This is a genomic window from Dyadobacter sp. NIV53 (assembly GCF_019711195.1).
Classification (GTDB): Bacteria; Bacteroidota; Bacteroidia; order Cytophagales; family Spirosomataceae; genus Dyadobacter.
The window spans coordinates 2,808,369-2,824,816 of the sequence record NZ_CP081299.1 but is presented as its reverse complement, the minus strand read 5'-3'; the positions used below and the strand labels follow the sequence as shown (position 1 = coordinate 2,824,816).

At 39.5% G+C, this 16,448-nt stretch carries 15 protein-coding genes and 2 pseudogenes; 12 read left to right on the top strand and 5 right to left on the bottom strand.

All coding sequences use genetic code 11. The features are described 5' to 3' along the window. Positions 1-85 precede the first annotated feature (85 nt). The 4 genes from KZC02_RS11370 (at position 86) to KZC02_RS11355 (ending at position 3,044) form a co-directional block, all read left to right on the top strand. Positions 86-1,039: a CPBP family intramembrane glutamic endopeptidase gene (locus KZC02_RS11370; RefSeq protein ID WP_221394211.1), complete on the top strand. Its 954-nt coding sequence runs from the start codon at positions 86-88 to the stop codon at positions 1,037-1,039. 57 nt (positions 1,040-1,096) lie between these two features. Further along, a complete protein-coding gene (locus KZC02_RS11365; protein ID WP_221394210.1) occupies positions 1,097-1,315 on the top strand; it encodes a DUF2007 domain-containing protein in 219 nt (72 codons plus the stop codon). Continuing rightward, the gene (locus KZC02_RS11360; RefSeq protein WP_221394209.1) at positions 1,290-2,123 is read left to right on the top strand and encodes a phosphatidate cytidylyltransferase; all 834 of its coding nucleotides are present in this window, start codon (positions 1,290-1,292) and stop codon (positions 2,121-2,123) included. Before KZC02_RS11365 ends, KZC02_RS11360 begins: the two co-directional genes overlap by 26 nt. Before the next feature lie 177 nt (positions 2,124-2,300). Then, positions 2,301-3,044: a carboxypeptidase-like regulatory domain-containing protein gene (locus tag KZC02_RS11355; RefSeq protein WP_221394208.1), complete on the top strand. Its 744-nt coding sequence runs from the start codon at positions 2,301-2,303 to the stop codon at positions 3,042-3,044. Here KZC02_RS11355 and KZC02_RS11350 read toward each other — a convergent pair. Beyond that, positions 3,041-3,870, bottom strand: a pseudogene (locus KZC02_RS11350) (UDP-2,3-diacylglucosamine diphosphatase). The gene KZC02_RS11355 and the pseudogene KZC02_RS11350 overlap by 4 nt on opposite strands. A 197-nt stretch (positions 3,871-4,067) precedes the next feature. Between KZC02_RS11350 and KZC02_RS11345 the strand changes: the two are divergent. Beyond that, positions 4,068-4,745 (top strand): hypothetical protein, encoded by a 678-nt coding sequence (locus KZC02_RS11345; RefSeq protein WP_229254188.1) that lies wholly within the window; start codon positions 4,068-4,070, stop codon positions 4,743-4,745. 164 nt (positions 4,746-4,909) lie between these two features. On the opposite strand, the gene KZC02_RS11340 is transcribed toward KZC02_RS11345, so the two are convergent. Further along, a complete protein-coding gene (locus KZC02_RS11340) occupies positions 4,910-5,407 on the bottom strand; it encodes a DUF4494 domain-containing protein (RefSeq protein ID WP_221394207.1) in 498 nt (165 codons plus the stop codon). Between the two features lie 260 nt (positions 5,408-5,667). On the opposite strand from KZC02_RS11340, the gene KZC02_RS11335 reads away from it, so the two are divergent. The 7 genes and pseudogenes from KZC02_RS11335 (at position 5,668) to KZC02_RS11305 (ending at position 12,952) form a co-directional block, all read left to right on the top strand. Next, positions 5,668-6,312: a hypothetical protein gene (locus KZC02_RS11335; protein ID WP_221394206.1), complete on the top strand. Its 645-nt coding sequence runs from the start codon at positions 5,668-5,670 to the stop codon at positions 6,310-6,312. Between the two features lie 99 nt (positions 6,313-6,411). Continuing rightward, a pseudogene (locus KZC02_RS11330) lies at positions 6,412-7,190 on the top strand (exodeoxyribonuclease III). Positions 7,191-7,266: 76 nt separating this feature from the next. Beyond that, the gene (locus KZC02_RS11325) at positions 7,267-7,851 is read left to right on the top strand and encodes a Uma2 family endonuclease (RefSeq protein ID WP_221394205.1); all 585 of its coding nucleotides are present in this window, start codon (positions 7,267-7,269) and stop codon (positions 7,849-7,851) included. Between the two features lie 45 nt (positions 7,852-7,896). After that, complete coding sequence (locus KZC02_RS11320; RefSeq protein WP_221394204.1) at positions 7,897-8,490, top strand: pseudouridine synthase; 594 nt, start codon at positions 7,897-7,899, stop codon at positions 8,488-8,490. A 178-nt stretch (positions 8,491-8,668) separates the two neighbouring features. Beyond that, positions 8,669-11,329, top strand: coding sequence for a DNA mismatch repair protein MutS (mutS, locus tag KZC02_RS11315; protein WP_221394203.1), 2,661 nt, complete (start codon positions 8,669-8,671; stop codon positions 11,327-11,329). 67 nt (positions 11,330-11,396) lie between these two features. Beyond that, positions 11,397-12,587 (top strand): nucleoside permease, encoded by a 1,191-nt coding sequence (locus KZC02_RS11310; RefSeq protein ID WP_221394202.1) that lies wholly within the window; start codon positions 11,397-11,399, stop codon positions 12,585-12,587. After that, complete coding sequence (locus tag KZC02_RS11305; RefSeq protein WP_221394201.1) at positions 12,584-12,952, top strand: DMT family protein; 369 nt, start codon at positions 12,584-12,586, stop codon at positions 12,950-12,952. Before KZC02_RS11310 ends, KZC02_RS11305 begins: the two co-directional genes overlap by 4 nt. A 155-nt stretch (positions 12,953-13,107) precedes the next feature. On the opposite strand, the gene KZC02_RS11300 is transcribed toward KZC02_RS11305, so the two are convergent. From KZC02_RS11300 to KZC02_RS11290, 3 genes are all read right to left on the bottom strand, one after another. Continuing rightward, the gene (locus tag KZC02_RS11300) at positions 13,108-14,643 is read right to left on the bottom strand and encodes an IS1182 family transposase (RefSeq protein ID WP_221389638.1); all 1,536 of its coding nucleotides are present in this window, start codon (positions 14,641-14,643) and stop codon (positions 13,108-13,110) included. A 159-nt stretch (positions 14,644-14,802) separates the two neighbouring features. After that, complete coding sequence (locus KZC02_RS11295; protein WP_221394200.1) at positions 14,803-15,330, bottom strand: RNA-binding protein; 528 nt, start codon at positions 15,328-15,330, stop codon at positions 14,803-14,805. Between the two features lie 43 nt (positions 15,331-15,373). After that, complete coding sequence (locus tag KZC02_RS11290; protein WP_221394199.1) at positions 15,374-16,207, bottom strand: SMP-30/gluconolactonase/LRE family protein; 834 nt, start codon at positions 16,205-16,207, stop codon at positions 15,374-15,376. Between the last annotated feature and the right edge of the window lie 241 nt (positions 16,208-16,448).

The window sequence follows — 16,448 nt, the reverse complement described above, 5'->3', positions numbered from 1 at the left end:
TTGTAAACGATTAATTTACTCATTATCCATTTCAATACTATCTCATTATTTTAAATTGACAATAAACTGTAAATTTACACCAATTATGCAAAAAAGTAATCTGAATTTGGTTGATTCACGTGTACAGGGCAGTTTAGGCAGTTTATTGGTTTTACTTGGTTTTCTGCTTATTGGCATGGCTGTTGGCAATGTTCTGGCAGTTGTAGTCTTGGCACTTTTCTTATCAGCAGATGCAGATAGTGCCGTGGCTATCCTCAATCAGTTAATTACCCAGCCCGATCAGGTAGCTGATGGATGGTATGCAATGATGATCCTGCAGGGTACTGTGCACTTCTTTTCCTATCTGTTGCCGGCACTTCTCTTCTGGTTTTTTATTGAGCGGAAAACCTTGCCCCACTTTGAGTTCCGGGAAAAACCTGAAATGAAAATCTGGCTTCTTGCTGCTTTGCTGGTTTTCGTTTTTATTCCTGTCAACAGTAAATTTATTGAGTGGAATGCCGCAATGAAATTACCCCATGCATGGTCTGGCCTTGAAATATGGATGCGTGAAAAAGAAGATAAGCTCACCGTTCTTACCAAATTCATGACCACATACGACACCATTAGTCAGCTTTTAATCGCGCTGTTTGTTGTTGTACTTTTACCTGCTCTGGGAGAGGAAACTTTATTCCGGGGAATTATTCAAAGGAAATTATCTCAGCACTGGAAAAATTATCACCTGGCAATCTGGGTTTCCGCTGCAATTTTTAGTGCCATACACTTTCAGTTTTATGGTTTTTTGCCAAGAATGTTACTGGGTGCGCTGTTTGGTTATCTGTATTACTGGAGTGGAAGTCTGTGGGTTGCTATACTGGCCCATTTCATAAACAATGGCTTTGTGCTTGTTATGGTATATCTGTATAACATCAAAGTTTTGGATATTAATATTGAAGAGACAAAAACAATGCCGTTACAATTGGTACTTTCGTCACTTGTGCTTTCAGCAGCTATTCTTATTACAATTAAAAAAGCCAGTTTGAAAGGCACACATATTGCCTGAGTACTGGAAAAAAATAAATTTTTAATCATTCACAAATAACCAAAGGATAGAGATATTATGGAAGAAAGTTGGGTAAAAGCATTTCAGAGCGGACAAATGATACAGGCGGAACTGGCACGGGAAACTTTGGACCAAAATGGCATAGCAGCCGTTATTGTAAATAAACAGGATAGCAGTTATCCGATTTTTGGCATGTGCGAGGTACATGTTCCTGTAAGTGACCTTGCTCAAGCCCAAACTATTTTAGAAAATGCAGAAGCGTTTAAACAATCTTAATAACTTACAACAACGAACGATCACAGCACTGGCCGGCGTAATTGTTATTATAGGATGTATACTATATAGTGACTGGACCTGTTTATTGCTTTTTTGTACGATCAGTTCGCTTACTCAGCTTGAATTTTACAAATTATTGGGACTGGATGGTAATCAGCCATTAACATATTATGGTACGTTCTGTGGCACAGTTATGATGTTACTTGCGTATCTGATAGAAATGGAGATAATTCCGTTTGAGAATTACTTTATAATCAGTCCGTTACTTTCAATGGTTTTTTTTATTAAACTGTATAAAAAGAATGATCTTAAACCTTTTACCAATATCGGATTTACATTTTTGGGTATTATCTATGTAGCTCTGCCTTTTTCTTTGATTGTAGTAATGGCAATGCGAGGCGGATCCTACAATTACGAGATTGTTTTAGGAAGTCTTTTATTGCTGTGGGCATCCGACATCGGAGGTTATTTTGCAGGTACCAAATTTGGAAAACGAAAGCTCTTTGAGCGTATTTCTCCTAAAAAATCCTGGGAAGGAGCAATGGGCGGAGCCGCTTTTGCGGCAATTATTGCTTTTGGATTAGGACAATATTTCCTTACATTCGAACCCTGGAAGTGGTATTGTATCGGCGCAATTATCGTTGTTGTAGGTACATATGGTGATTTGGTTGAGTCATTGTTCAAGCGAAGTATTGCCATTAAAGACTCAGGGAGTAGTATTCCCGGTCATGGAGGCTTTTTAGACAGGTTCGATGGCTTATTGCTTTCAGCTCCATTTATAATTACGTTTTTGAAGTTATTTTCATAGTAATCCAACTGATGTTGAAATGGGAACAATCCATCCAGCATTAAGTCGTTTCTACTAAAGGAATGATTTTTTAAACTTTTTGAAATTGTTGTACCAATGTTAATTCAACGATTTTTTTGTCATTTAATAGAATCCTAGGCGGTCTCACTACTGATTTAGCTTAACAATCCGGAACGAATGAAAAGGTGTTTTTTTATAAGTATATTAATACTTTCAGGAATAATTGGCAGTCGTGATGTCTTTGCTCAGGGAGAGCAAAAGGCAATTATATTCAGTGGTATTGTAGTTGCCGGAAAAACCAGCGAACGTTTGCCTGGGGCTTATATTTTTATTCCAAAAGCAGGAACGGGAAAGTTAGCAAACTCAGACGGCTCTTTTACAATTCCTGTATTTCCTGGTGACAGTATTGTTTACAGCTATGTGGGTTATAAAAAACAGCATCACGTCATTCCAAGAAATTTCAATTCCGATACTTACTCTGCAATTGTGGCCATGCAGGAAGATGTTACTTTGCTCTCTGAGGTGAAAATTTATCCTTATGCTACGGAGGAAGAGTTCAAAAAGGCATTTTTAGCACTGCAATTACCAGATCAGGCAGATAGGGACGCTTTAGCCCGCAGCACGAGTGCAGAATATATTAACAGAATGGCTGCACAGGTTCCAAATAATGGCCAGACTAATTACAGGTATACAATGGATCAGCAATTATTTGGACGGGAATCGGCAGCCGGGAAAAACTTTGCTACCACATTTCCGTTCCTGAATCCTTTTGCTTGGGCCAAATTTGTTAAATCCGTTAAGAACGGAGATTTAAAACAAAAAGACTGGCGTAAAGATCTGGGTGAAACACCTCGTGAGAATATCAATAAGCAGGATTTTATTCCACCAACTGATGATGAAAAAGATATTAAGAAAAACTAAATAACCCTGTCTCTCTTAATCTGTTGATGAATCAAATTTTTCAGTTCTACATCAGTCCCGTCATATACGGCAAAAGTTTGCTGTGTAATCCATTCGCCCAGATTTATATACCTGCTTCTCTCGTTTACTTTCAGATCAAGAGGCAGATGTCTGTGCCCGAATATATAAAAATCAAAATGCCGGGATTGCTCCACTTCACTGCAATATTGAAACAGCCATTCCTTTTCTTCTCCTAAAAACTGTTGTTCTCCTTTGATGGCGTTACTTACCTTGCTGCTGTGAGACCAGTTTTTGGCAATCCAGATTCCAACATCCGGATGTACCAGACGGAAAATGAGCTGAAAAAAGAATTCTCAAAAATCTTTTTCAAGAACTTGTAAGTGTTGTCTCCCGGACCAAGCCCGTCACCATGGCCTATCAGTATTTGCTGTGAAGTACCACGGTGGTTAATAAAATCGAAGTGAACCGGATTCCTGAAAATTTTAGCATTTAATTCTTCTTTCAGGTATCCAAACATCCACATATCATGGTTTCCGGTAAAAATAAGCAGTTCAATGCCCCGGTCGGAAAGCTGGGCCAGTTTGCCTAGAATTCTTACAAATCCTTTTGGAACCGCGTGTTTATACTCAAACCAGAAGTCAAAAATATCACCGACCAGAAATATAACCTGTGCATCATGCTCAATTGATTCCAGCCAGCTAATAATTCGCTTTTCTCTTTCAAGACTTTTTTCAAATGTTGGGACACCCAAATGGTAATCAGAAGAAAAATAGGCGCGACGCCCTTCTTGTAATAAAACAGACCTTTTTTCGAAATTGAAATTCATGCGATGTATACAAATGCTTCGCAATTTACAATCTTCCCGATAAATGGCAGCAGAGAAACGCTTTGAAAGAATTATAATAGGGTTATGGTTTTTCAAAAGTCTCTATTTAGCTTGCAGTTTCAATCAATTTTTTTATGCTTAGGATCTTCTGTTTTAGTGTTCTGTCGCTTCTTTTATTTTCGAAGGTAAATTTTTTAGTGGCTCAAACTGTTAAAAAAATCCCGGCAGATAAGCAACGTGTTTTACAATGGAAACCTGAAAAGGGCCAGTATTATTTCAGCCATTCGCTCGTGATGGAGTATGAGGATAAGACTGAAAAAACCAAGGGAGAAATAAAAATTTATTTTGATCCTGTAACCGGGACAATGTGTTTCAAAAAAGAAAGCAGTTTTGGAGAAGCCGGAAAAGCATTTGATTTTATTCTGGCATTTCAGGACGGCCGTTACATACATTGCGGAATGGACGAAAACGGTAAGAAAATAAGGACAACCGAGAAAGTAGTTGATGTGAAGCCAGATGCAGAAACACAAGCCCAGCAAAAGGGAAATTTTGATACCTACTGCGCTGCAACCGGTAGCAAAAGAGTGGATTTCGGTTTTGAAAGTGTGGAATATACCTTATCCTACGCTACTTCCGAGAATAGGGATAAAATCTGGATTACTGCAATGCCGTTCGGGACATATCCTTTATATGGCTTTGAACTGATAGAAGTAGCAGCAAGTTTACCTGTCTCTTTCGATTATCTGTATTTATTAGGCCCCAATCAGTTGTTGACTGAATCTGTATCCGGTGATGTAATATTGAAATTAAAAAGCCTAGGCCCTGACCCATTTTTAGCCATAACGAGAAATTATCAGGAAGTGAAAGTTGAATGAGTTTAGAGTTCAAAGTTCAAAAGTTCAAAAGTCAAAAGTTTAGAGTCAAAAGTTTAGCGTTTAGAATGAAAAGTTACCAGCAGAAGCCTGGAATTGAATGTTATTTATTAAAAAAAAGATTTTCAACTATTTTTTTGACTCTAAACTCTAAACTCCAGACTCCCTTACGCTTCCGCTCTTTCTGCCATTACTTCGGCTAAGGGGCGCATATTGGCTGGGATTTCAACTTCTTCCTCTTCTGCGGAATATGGAAATACGTCCAGAATCGGAGTTAGGTTAATATCAGTTGTTTCGTAAGGAATAAGCATCGTGCGCAGGCTTTCTGTAATTCTTTCCAGCGCCTGGTCAATACCATCCGCGTTGACAAGCATGTAATTTACGACCTTCTTTTCTTTACCGCTTTTTTCATCCACAGAGAAGTAAATAACTTTGGCTTTAAACCATTTTTCACCTTCTTCATAAGAAAAAAGATCAGCCAGGCGCATGCGTGAAATACTTGTAACACTGAATTCACTGGCTCCGGTGGAAATTTGTTTGTATAACCTTGCTTCGGATTCTGTATATGAAATGGCATCAACAAGATATACTTCATTAATTGTTTTAAGACTTCCCGCTTCGTCTTCTTTTTGGTAACGAATTTTCCCTAAATACCAGCTCGCCATGATAATTTGATTTTTTAATAGACCTAAAAATAAAGGCTGCAAAGGTAATTGCTAGTCCACAGCCGTGCAAGGACAGAACGTACATCTGACAGGATTTAGTGACGACATGTATTATTTCCGTCCAAGATATTGTATTTAAATGTGAGCTGATTTTGGGTTAAAAATATCCTGTTGAAAAATAAATACAATAATAATAATGATGGAGCGCTATTCGCGTTCTGATACCGTCTGTTTAACTTGCAAAAAAATAATTGATGATAATGAAAAAACAAATTTGGATAGTTGCAGTTTTAATGATTGCCACAATAGCAACCAGCGCATTTTTAATAAGCTGTGGAGTAGGAAAACAAGTTTCGGAGGCAAAAACTTTTGGAGAATGTAAATACGAAATTGCTTCCGTTGACAGCGTATTTCTTGCAGGCATGGATATCCGTGAGTTTCGTAATGTTAAAAGTCTGAGCGATCTGGATCTGGCTAAATATCCGGGAATTGCCATTGCCTTGCTTCGTAAAAATGTTCCGCTTGATCTTCGGGTAAATCTGGATATTACCAATCCAACCAAAAAACGTGCGGCTATTAATCAGTTGGAATATAAAGTACTGTTGACTAAAAGTGAAATATTCAGTGGTTATTTGAGCCAGTTGATAGAAGTAATGCCAGGAACTGCAAGCACAAGGGTTCCTATCAAGCTGAATGCCAATGTATACCAGCTTCTGAACAATAACGAAACACGCGATGAGCTGATAAATATGATTGTAGCCCTTACCGGGAAAGCAGATGCAAAACCTACACGTTTTACCGTCAAAATGAAACCAACACTTGATATTGCAGGTAAACAAATCAATTATCCTGGTTACATTACTTTGGAGAAAGACATTACAAGCAAAATGATTATTGGTAAATAATTCCGGTTCTCGTTATTGCAGTTTTATATTTGAGGAAGCAACGGTTTGCTTCCTCATTTTTATTAACCATATTGAACAAATCTTTCTCTATACGTAATTATGCAAATTCTTACTTACAATTTAAACGGTATCCGGGCAGCTTTAAAAAATGGTCTTCTGGACTGGCTAAGTGATAAATCTTTCGATATTCTTTGTTTTCAGGAAGTAAAAGCTACGCCGGATGTGGTTGATTTAACTGGTTTTGAAAAACTTGGTTATGAACTGATCGGCTGGCATGCAGCAGAAAAAAAGGATACAGCGGTGTAGCTATTTTTTCTAAAATACAGCCTGATCTGGTCTCGATTGGCGTCAATTTACCGGTTTACGATATGGAAGGCAGAATATTGCGTGCAGATTTTGGCGATATTACCTTATTGAACTGCTACTTTCCTTCTGGCACAAGCGGTGAGATCCGTCAGGGAGTCAAGATGAATTTTCTGGCTGATTTTTATGACTGGGTTGATGAATTACGTAAGGAACGCCCGAACCTGATAATTTGTGGTGATTATAACATTGCACACACAGAAAATGACATTCATGATCCAAAAGGAAATAAAAAATCCTCCGGCTTTTTACCCGAAGAACGTGAATGGATGACCAAATGGTTTGATAATGGTTATACAGATGCGTTTCGCCATATCAATCCGGATCTGAAAGAATATTCGTGGTGGACATACCGGTCTGGAGCACGTGGAAATAACAAAGGCTGGCGCATTGACTATATTTCAGTAGCTGATACAATTAAAGGCAGAATTAAAGGAAGTAAACAATTCAATGATGCTGTTCATTCAGATCATTGTCCGGTTTGGCTGGAAATAGAGAATTATGTTCCTGGCTGATCGCAGATTTATTCCCATAATTATTGCAGGATCTTTTTTGTAATTTTGATAAAGCCGGAACATAAAAGGACGAGTTATGAATATTGAAATGCCCGTAACTTTAAAAATGGGAGACCTGATGAGCGAAGATGAGTTCTTTCAGTTTTGCCAGATGAATGACACACTAGAGTTCGAGAGGGACTCAAAAGGAAATATTATACTTATGTCTCCAACTGGATCGTTTACAGGTGGATTTAATTTTCGGATTTCATTGGAATTTGGAATCTGGAATAAAGAAAATTGCTTAGGTGAAATGTTTGATTCTTCAGCAGGTTTTACTTTGTCAAATGGGGCTGTCAGATCTCCTGATATCTCGTGGATAAAACAAGAGAGATGGGATTCAATTAATAAAGAACAACAGGAAATATTTGCGCCAATTTGTCCTGATTTTGTTGCTGAAATTCGCTCAAAATCTGACGAGCTTAAATACCTTCAGGATAAGATGGAAGAATACATAATTAACGGAACACGCCTGGGTTGGCTGATTGATCGTTTTGAGAGTAAAGTTTACATTTACAGTGGTGGCAAGCCAGTCGTTGTTCATGATACTTTAAATATGAAATTATCCGGCGAATCTGTACTTCCGGGTTTTGTCCTGGATTTAGGATTGGTTATAAAATAGTACATTACAGGCAGTAATTGTTTACTTCTTATCAACACATAAAAATTGTTTCGCTACTTTCTCATTTACAAGCCATTCGGTGTACTTTCCCAGTTTACCCGCGAAGGCGACCATGCTACATTAGCTGATCTGGGTTTTAATTTTCCAAAAGATGTTTATCCGGTTGGACGGCTAGATGCCGACAGTGAAGGTTTATTGTTGCTGACGAATGATAATTTGTTGAAAACTAAACTTCTCGAACCGCGTAACAAACATAAACGCACTTATTATGTGCAGGTGGATGGAGAAATTACAGAAGAAGCATGCATAACATTATCAAAAGAAGTAAAAATTTCTGTTAATGGGAAATCATATCTGACGCTTCCTGCACTTGCCTTACGAATTGCAGAACCGTTGCTTCCTGAAAGAAGCCGGCCTATTCGGGTACGCAAAAATATTCCTACTTCCTGGGTTTCCATTTCTTTGCATGAAGGTAAAAACCACCAGGTCAGGAAAATGACAGCCGCTGTTGATTTTCCTACATTGAGATTAGTCAGGTGGGCAATTGGTAGTGTTTCTCTTGCAGACTACAATAACAATGAAAAACAGGGAATTGTCTGGGAAATGAAAGGCGAAGAAATTCAGCGTTTGTACCAATAATATTGCGGGTATGGCGGATTAAACCATTCCTTTGCCTTGTCAAACCCGGATAGAAGGGTTAATTTTGTAGTATCCCGCTAATGGGTTTTGCAATAGTGGACGAAGACAGGATTCTGTTAAACCGTATGCCGGCTTTAATATATGGCTGTTGTACCGTAACTTTAATTTAAAAAACTACTTGATAAAAGAACGTAAGGAAACCCCGCTTAACAAACAATATAATCAGATAAAAGCCAAATATCCAGGAGCATTGCTGCTATTCAGAGTCGGCGATTTCTATGAGACATTTGGGGAAGATGCAATACGCGCTTCTAAAATTCTGGGGATTGTACTTACACGCCGCAATAACGGAGGTTCGCACGAAGAACTGGCGGGCTTTCCACATCACTCTCTTGATAATTATCTTCCAAAACTGGTTCGTGCAGGAGAGCGCGTAGCTATTTGTGATCAGCTGGAAGATCCTGCTACTGCAAAAGGAATTGTAAAACGTGGCGTTACAGAACTGGTTACGCCTGGTGTATCACTGAATGATAATGTACTGGATGTCAGAAGAAATAATTATCTGGCAGCGGTTCATGTCGGTTCTGATGATTTATATGGCGTTGCTTTTCTGGATATTTCTACGGGCGAATTCATGACCTCCCAGGGTAATGCAGCTTATATAGACAAAATGCTGCAAGGCTTTTCACCGGCGGAAGTGCTGTTCTGTAAAAAACACAAGCAGGAATTTAATCAGCTTTTCGGAGGCAAGTACCATACTTTTCAACTGGAAGACTGGTGTTTTGGCTATGATTATGGATACGAGCAGTTAACCTCACATTTTCAAACAACCACTTTAAAGGGTTTCGGTATTGAGAACCTTCCCATGGGCATCATTGCCGGTGGTGTTATTCTCCACTATCTGCGTGAAACTGAACACAAAGAAGTTAGCCACATCAATCGTGTTACGCGGTTGGAGGAAGAAAAATATGTATGGCTGGATCGTTTCACAGTTCGTAATCTGGAACTCGTAAACGCACAGCAGGAAGGTGGTGTTCCACTTATTCAGATTCTGGATCAGACTGTTACGCCTATGGGCGCCAGGTTGCTGCGTAAATGGGTTGTGCTTCCTTTGAAGGAAAAATTACCTATTGAAGAGCGCCTGAACACAGTTGACCATTTCCTGAGCCATGAAGATTTTCATGATGCAGTAACACAGTATCTTAAACATATAGGCGATCTGGAACGTCTGATCTCCAAAGTGGCTGTGAGAAGGATCAGCCCGCGGGAGCTGGTTCAGCTCAAAAAATCCCTGAAACAAATTGGCCCGATTAAAGAGCTTTTATCAAAACTGGTGGAAGAAGATAAAAAGGAGAATCCAGGTAAAGTCAAAAGTACTTCTGGCTCGGCTTATGCTATTTTAGGTAAGTATGCAGACCAGCTTAATCCATGCAGTTTTTTAATTGATAAAATTGAAACTGAGATAAAAGACGACGCTCCGGTTCTTTCCAATCAGGGGCGAATGGTTAAAAGTGGCGTTGATCCTGAGCTGGATGAACTGCATGCCATTTCATATGAAGGGAAGGATTATCTGATCAAGCTTCAAAACCGGGAGATAGAGCGTACCGGTATAGGGTCGCTAAAAATTGCTTATAACAGGGTTTTTGGTTATTACCTGGAAGTAACACATTCACAGCAAAGTAAGGTGCCTGCCGAATGGATCCGTAAGCAAACATTGGTAAATGCCGAACGTTATATTACACCTGAACTTAAAGAATACGAAGAGAAAATACTGAATGCTGAAGACAAAATAGCTGCCATTGAATTCCGGATTTTTAATGAACTGGTACTGACAGCAGCGGAATATCTGGGTACAATACAGCAAAATGCTATTGTAATTTCAACTTTGGATGCATTGGGTTCTTTTGCAACCATTGCCCGGAAAAATAACTATGTTAAACCGGTTATTACAGAGGGAAAAGAACTGGATATTAAAGACGGCCGGCATGCAGTAATTGAACAGCAACTGCCATTGGGAGAAAGTTATGTTCCAAATGATTTGTACCTGGACGATCTTACGCAGCAGATCATCATCATTACAGGTCCGAATATGGCTGGTAAGTCTGCACTTTTACGGCAGACTGCTTTAATTGTATTGATGGCTCAGATGGGTAGCTATGTTCCAGCCAAAGCGGCGTCCATCGGGATTGTGGATAAGATTTTCACAAGGGTAGGAGCAAGCGACAACCTGAGCCGGGGTGAAAGTACATTTATGGTTGAAATGACCGAAACCGCGAGTATCCTGAATAATTTGAGTGACCGGAGCCTGGTTCTTATGGATGAAATTGGCCGCGGAACGAGCACCTATGATGGCGTTTCCATTGCATGGGCCATAACAGAATATCTTCACAGTCAGCCTGATTATAAGCCAAAAACGTTATTTGCAACGCATTATCATGAGTTAAATCAACTGGCGGAAGATTTTCCACGCATCAAAAACTTCAATGTTGCCGTAAAGGAGGTAGATAATAAAGTAATATTCCTGCGTAAATTGAAGCCCGGCGGAAGTGCGCACAGTTTTGGTATACATGTGGCCCAGATCGCCGGAATGCCGCAGGCTATTGTTTTACGAGCCAGTGAAATTATGCAGCATCTTGAAAAAGACCATGTAAATGAAGCGCACAAGAAACGCGTAAAAGAGATTCCTAAGAATAATTTTCAGCTGAGTATTTTTGAACCTGCTGATCCGCGACTGGAAGAATTAAAAGAAAAACTGTCCTTGCTTGACGTTAATACGTTGTCGCCGATAGAAGCACTTTTGAAACTGAATGAATTTCAGAAGATAGTGAAGAAAAAGTAATGGGTAATTAAAGAAGTGCTCTGTGTGAATTAACAGTAAATTTTAATTTTATATTTCTACTCCTAAGATGAAGAATACGACACGTTTTCAATTGATGGCCATGATGTTCCTCCTGTATTTTATATGGGGATCCTGGTACGGGCAAATGAGCAAGTACATGTTTAAAACGTTACATGCAACAGGGACTCAGGTAGGCGGTGCTTACGCTGCCTTTGCAATAGCGATGATAATATCACCCTTTTTTGTTGGCATGATTGCTGACCGGTATTTCGCAGCTCAAAAAGTGCTTGGAGTACTAAGCCTAGCAGGAGCTGTTCTGTTGTATGTCCTGACTGGTATTACTGATGCGGATACTTTCTTTTGGGTAATACTGGCCTATTGCATCACATTTGCACCAACGATGGCACTCACTACCTCCATTGCGATGCAACAGGTGAAAAATACCGAGAAAGATTTCCCGCCAATTCGTGTAATGGGCACAGTTGCCTGGATCGTGGTATCAAATATTATAGGTTATTATGGATTTGGTGACAGCGTAATGATCTTCAAACTTTCAATGGTTGCGGCTGCATTTTTAGGGGTTTATTCTTTTTTTCTTCCCAATACGCCTCCTAAACCTAATACCAGTACTTCATTTACAGAAATATTGGGTCTGGATGCCTTTAAGCTTTTCAAAGACCGCTCATTCACGATTTTCTTTATATCTTCTTTGCTGATCTGTATCCCATTGTCATTTTATTATGCAATGGCCAATCCTTCATTAACGGATTCGGGCATGACGAATGTAGAAAATAAAATGTCGTTGGGGCAGGTTTCGGAAGTAGTTTTTATGTTGCTTATTCCATTAGCTTTTAGGCGGTTAGGTGTAAAATGGATGCTGATCGTGGGGCTTATTGCATGGATCGTTCGTTTTATCGGATTTGGCTACGGAGATGCTTCGAGCGAATGGCTTTTGTACCTGGCGATTCTATTGCATGGTGTTTGTTATGATTTCTTTTTTGTAACCGGACAGATATATACGGATAGCAAGGCAGGTGAAAAATATCGCTCTTCAGCACAGGGATTGATCGCGATTGCTACCTATGGAATTGGTATGGGAATTGGATCCTGGATGGCCGGAATCGTGGCAGATATGTACACCGTAAACGATGTGAAAAACTGGACCAGTATCTGGATGGTACCTGCGGGAATTGCTGCGGTAGTACTTGTATTATTTATATTCTTCTTTAAAGATAATAAAATCAGAGCAACTGAATGAAAACAGCCTGGACAATCGGCCTCCTGATACTTTCCAATGCTTTTATGACATTGGCCTGGTACGGTCATTTAAAATTCAAAGAGCTTGCCTGGTTCAGTAAACTTGGCCTTTTTTCCATCATCCTGATCAGTTGGGGAATTGCATTGTTTGAATACTGTTTCCAGGTACCTGCCAATCGTATTGGGTTTAATGAAAATGGAGACCCTTTTTCCCTTGTTCAGCTCAAAGTGATCCAGGAAGTGATTACACTGGTCATCTTTACCTTATTTACTCTGGTGTTTTTCAAAACCGAGACTTTCAGAATAAATCATTTTATTGGATTTCTCTTTTTAGTCTTGGCTGTGTATTTTATTTTTAAGAAATAAAAAGTTATAAAGGATATAACAGAAAATGAGGGCGTCTCAAATTCAAATTGAGGTGCCCTCATTCGTTTCGATTTTCTTGTATTAGGATTTGGTGGTTTGGTAGCATTGTTAAAGCTAACAAGGCTATATAACAGAATATGACGAAAATAGGACCTTTATGCAGCCCTTTTTCTAATATTCTGTGCTATTGCAAGCAATCCCCACTCAATTTCGACCTTGTGCTTACCACGAAGCATAAACCGGCGGAATCCGTGGTTATTTTTAATATTACCAAAGACAGGTTCTACATCAAAACATCGCTTCTTTCGTTTTTCAATACCTTCTTCACTTTTCAAAAGTTCGTCTGCTTTCTTTTTCTGTCGTTCCAAATTCACATTGACCTGAATAATCCTTTCACTTTTCGACTTGTGACAGACACCGTTTAGTGGACATCCCTGACAATTGATAGCCTTGTAGAGTTTGGCTGTCTGCTCAAAACCCGTGACTGTTTTGCGTTTGCTGTTACCAATGTAGCGCATCTTCTGGCCCATTGGACAGATATAATGATCTGCCGCAGCGTTGTAAAAAAGCTTATCAGCACTGAATGGGTGCTTTTTATTGTAGGCGCGATTTTGACGCTTATCAAAGAGGCTATACTTTACATAAGCAGTTACATTTTTCCCTTCCAGCAAAGTATAATTTTCTTCCGAGCCGTAGCCAGCATCGGCAGTCAAACATTTGGGTGATGCACCAAAACTGTTTTCATGTTGTTGAAGATGCTCTGCAAGTGTGTTGGTATCAGTCGTATTAGAATGGATCGTGTAATTGACAATAAACTGGTTCGAAGTTGATATTTGCACATTGTAGGCCGGTTTAAGCTGACCATTTTTCATGTGATCTTCTTTCAGACGCATAAATGTGGCGTCAATATCAGTCTTACTGTAACTATTCCGCTCGCCTAAAATAGCCTCCTGCTTTTCGTAACGTTCGATATTGACCGGATAATGTTTGGTAACATACCCCAGTTTGGCCTTCATCTTCTTGTCTACATTGTCTTTTCCAGCCAGCACCTGATTGAGTTTATCAACAGTCTGCTGGACTTTTTCTTTATTGATCGTAGTCAGGTCTGGTGGATCTGGTAGGTTATCTTCACTGGCAGCAACACTCTGAGCATATTCCCAGATATGGGCCAGCTGCTTTTTCATCTTTTCCTTATTGGTCGTAATCGCCTTCTTCCACACAAAAGTATATTTATTGGCATTAGCCTCGATTTTCGTGCCATCTGTGTACACTTCTTCAATACTCAAAAATCCTTCCAGAGCAAGCAGCTCCACCACCTGCTCAAAAACAGCACGCAGTGCATTTTTCAAACGTACGCCCCGGAACCGGTTAATTGTGTTATGATCAGGATAGCTCATCGAGCTCAGGTACATAAAGTAGATGCTCTCCTTGCAAGCTGCTTCTAACTTCCTACTCGAATAAATGTTGCTCACGTAGCCGTAAACCAAGACTTTCAATAGCATCTGGGGATGATAACTGGATGAGCCTGTTGTATGATAAGCAGCATTCAACGGCTCTAAACTGATCCTGTTTACGATATCATTAACCACACGACAAGCATGATCTTTGGGTATCAACTCATCTAAACTTGGGGGTAAGAGCATCAACTGATGTTGATGATAAGGTTTGAAAGTAGGCTGTCGGCGTCCCATTTTTCCTGATTTGCTTATACCTAAAGATAATCAATTTCAGAAAAATAAACAACTCAATAAACATGAAAAAAGACTGCCTTTTTGAGACAGCCTCATTTTCTGTTTTATAAAAAACTAAGAATTAATTGCTAATAAGCTGATAAACAGCAGCTGATTTTCTCACCAATCATCCCCTCTGTCCCTGCTATCGCCTCTTTTTGAACCACCGCCACCTTTTTTGAAATCACCTCCACGTCCGCCGGAGCGGTCATAATCAGATTTTGGTTTACCACTGCTGTAACCTCCGCTTCCATACCCGCCTCCGCTGTTACCTCCACCTCCGCTATATCCGCCGCCGCCACTATATCCGCCTCCGCCAAAACCTCCACTTGGTTTCTCTCTGCTAAATCCCTGGCTTTTCGGGGCATCACTCCGTGGTCTGCTATCTCCTGTTCTTCCTGCTGATTCTTTTTTCTGTGATTCATTCACAACCAATGGGCGCCCATACATTTCAACTCCGTTCAACTCTTTTATGGCTAGTTTAGCCTGTTCTTCATCAGGCATTTCTACAAACCCAAACCCCTTGCTTTGACGAGTAATTTTGTCAATAATGATTTTTGCGGAGCTTACTTCGCCAAATTTTTCAAAAGCCTCACGCAACTCGCTTTCCTTCAACTTAAAGGAAAGACTCCCAACAAAAATGTCCATAGAAATGCCTGTTTTTTGATTAAATTTTAGTTATAAATATAATTTATTTTAACTGATATGCCACAACACTATTTTTCATAAAAGTTGGGACATATACAATTTTTTTGATGCTGTCATAGCCAATATCAGCTGAATTAACTTGGTCAGCGCTGGTATCCAGCAACTTCTCAGTAGTTCCGTCCTCCTTTACATAAAAGACCATTCCGGCCCAACACGACACAATATATTCTCCCGGTTTCACCTGTTCAATTCCGTCGGTACTTTTATCCATGCCTTCTGCAATGGTTGTTATTTTTTTATCTCCGCTAAGCCGTTTTAATGCGCCATTATCTGCAATCAGGAGATCTGAGCCGACAGAAAGCAATCCATTAGGACGGGTTAGATCTTCAAAGTACGTTGAAACCTTGCCATCGCTCAATAAATGTACTTTTTTTGTATCAGAGTCAGAAACATAAATATTCCCCTTTGCATCTATCGTCAAATCATTCAGAAATTTCGCTCCTTCCACTTCGTATTTTTTAAGGATTTTTCCAGTTTTTGAATCAATCTCTACGATATCGGTAACATCAGCCACATAGAGTTTATTACCAATTTTTCCCATTCCTTTGGGAGCATTAAGGCCGGTAATCCAATCCTGAGCAATAATTTTTCCATCCAGTCCTACTTTCGCGATACCACCTTTACCGTCTTTTTCGCCTGATTTCCCGTCAATCTGGGCTACATATAAAAGTTTATCCTGAGCGTTGTATAATACCGACTCAGGTATTGGAAGAGTTGCTTCTGTTGACCAGATCCGTGTAAGTGAATGCTGTGCGTGTGTTGTAAGAACTGAAAAGAAGACAATTATTACTGTGAATATCGTACGCTTTGTTTGCATGGTCGTTGAGTTTTTTTGAATTTATTGATGGCGTTTAAGCCAGATGCCAGTTTGTTGTATCAAATCTAAATAAAAAATAGTCCAACCTGAAGCGTTGAAGTAGTTTTAAATTTTTCAGTTGCTGTTTTTATCAGGAATGAGGACTATCGGTTCAAATTTTTTTGAGCCTTGATTTTAAAATTTTCAATTGTCTATTTTGTTTCTTACACGAAAAGACCCGAACAGATAGTAATCTATTCGG

Excerpts from the sequence above, each read along its gene's own strand:
- KZC02_RS11370 (WP_221394211.1), top strand. The coding sequence starts at position 86 with ATGCAAAAAAGTAATCTGAATTTGGTTGATTCACGTGTACAGGGCAGT.
- KZC02_RS11340 (WP_221394207.1), bottom strand. The coding sequence starts at position 5,407 with ATGGCGAGCTGGTATTTAGGGAAAATTCGTTACCAAAAAGAAGACGAA.
- KZC02_RS11295 (WP_221394200.1), bottom strand. The coding sequence starts at position 15,330 with ATGGACATTTTTGTTGGGAGTCTTTCCTTTAAGTTGAAGGAAAGCGAG.
- KZC02_RS11300 (WP_221389638.1), bottom strand. The coding sequence starts at position 14,643 with ATGGGACGCCGACAGCCTACTTTCAAACCTTATCATCAACATCAGTTG.
- KZC02_RS11305 (WP_221394201.1), top strand. The coding sequence starts at position 12,584 with ATGAAAACAGCCTGGACAATCGGCCTCCTGATACTTTCCAATGCTTTT.
- KZC02_RS11310 (WP_221394202.1), top strand. The coding sequence starts at position 11,397 with ATGAAGAATACGACACGTTTTCAATTGATGGCCATGATGTTCCTCCTG.
- KZC02_RS11290 (WP_221394199.1), bottom strand. The coding sequence starts at position 16,207 with ATGCAAACAAAGCGTACGATATTCACAGTAATAATTGTCTTCTTTTCA.
- KZC02_RS11355 (WP_221394208.1), top strand. The coding sequence starts at position 2,301 with ATGAAAAGGTGTTTTTTTATAAGTATATTAATACTTTCAGGAATAATT.
- KZC02_RS11325 (WP_221394205.1), top strand. The coding sequence starts at position 7,267 with ATGAATATTGAAATGCCCGTAACTTTAAAAATGGGAGACCTGATGAGC.
- KZC02_RS11360 (WP_221394209.1), top strand. The coding sequence starts at position 1,290 with ATGCAGAAGCGTTTAAACAATCTTAATAACTTACAACAACGAACGATC.
- KZC02_RS11335 (WP_221394206.1), top strand. The coding sequence starts at position 5,668 with ATGAAAAAACAAATTTGGATAGTTGCAGTTTTAATGATTGCCACAATA.
- KZC02_RS11365 (WP_221394210.1), top strand. The coding sequence starts at position 1,097 with ATGGAAGAAAGTTGGGTAAAAGCATTTCAGAGCGGACAAATGATACAG.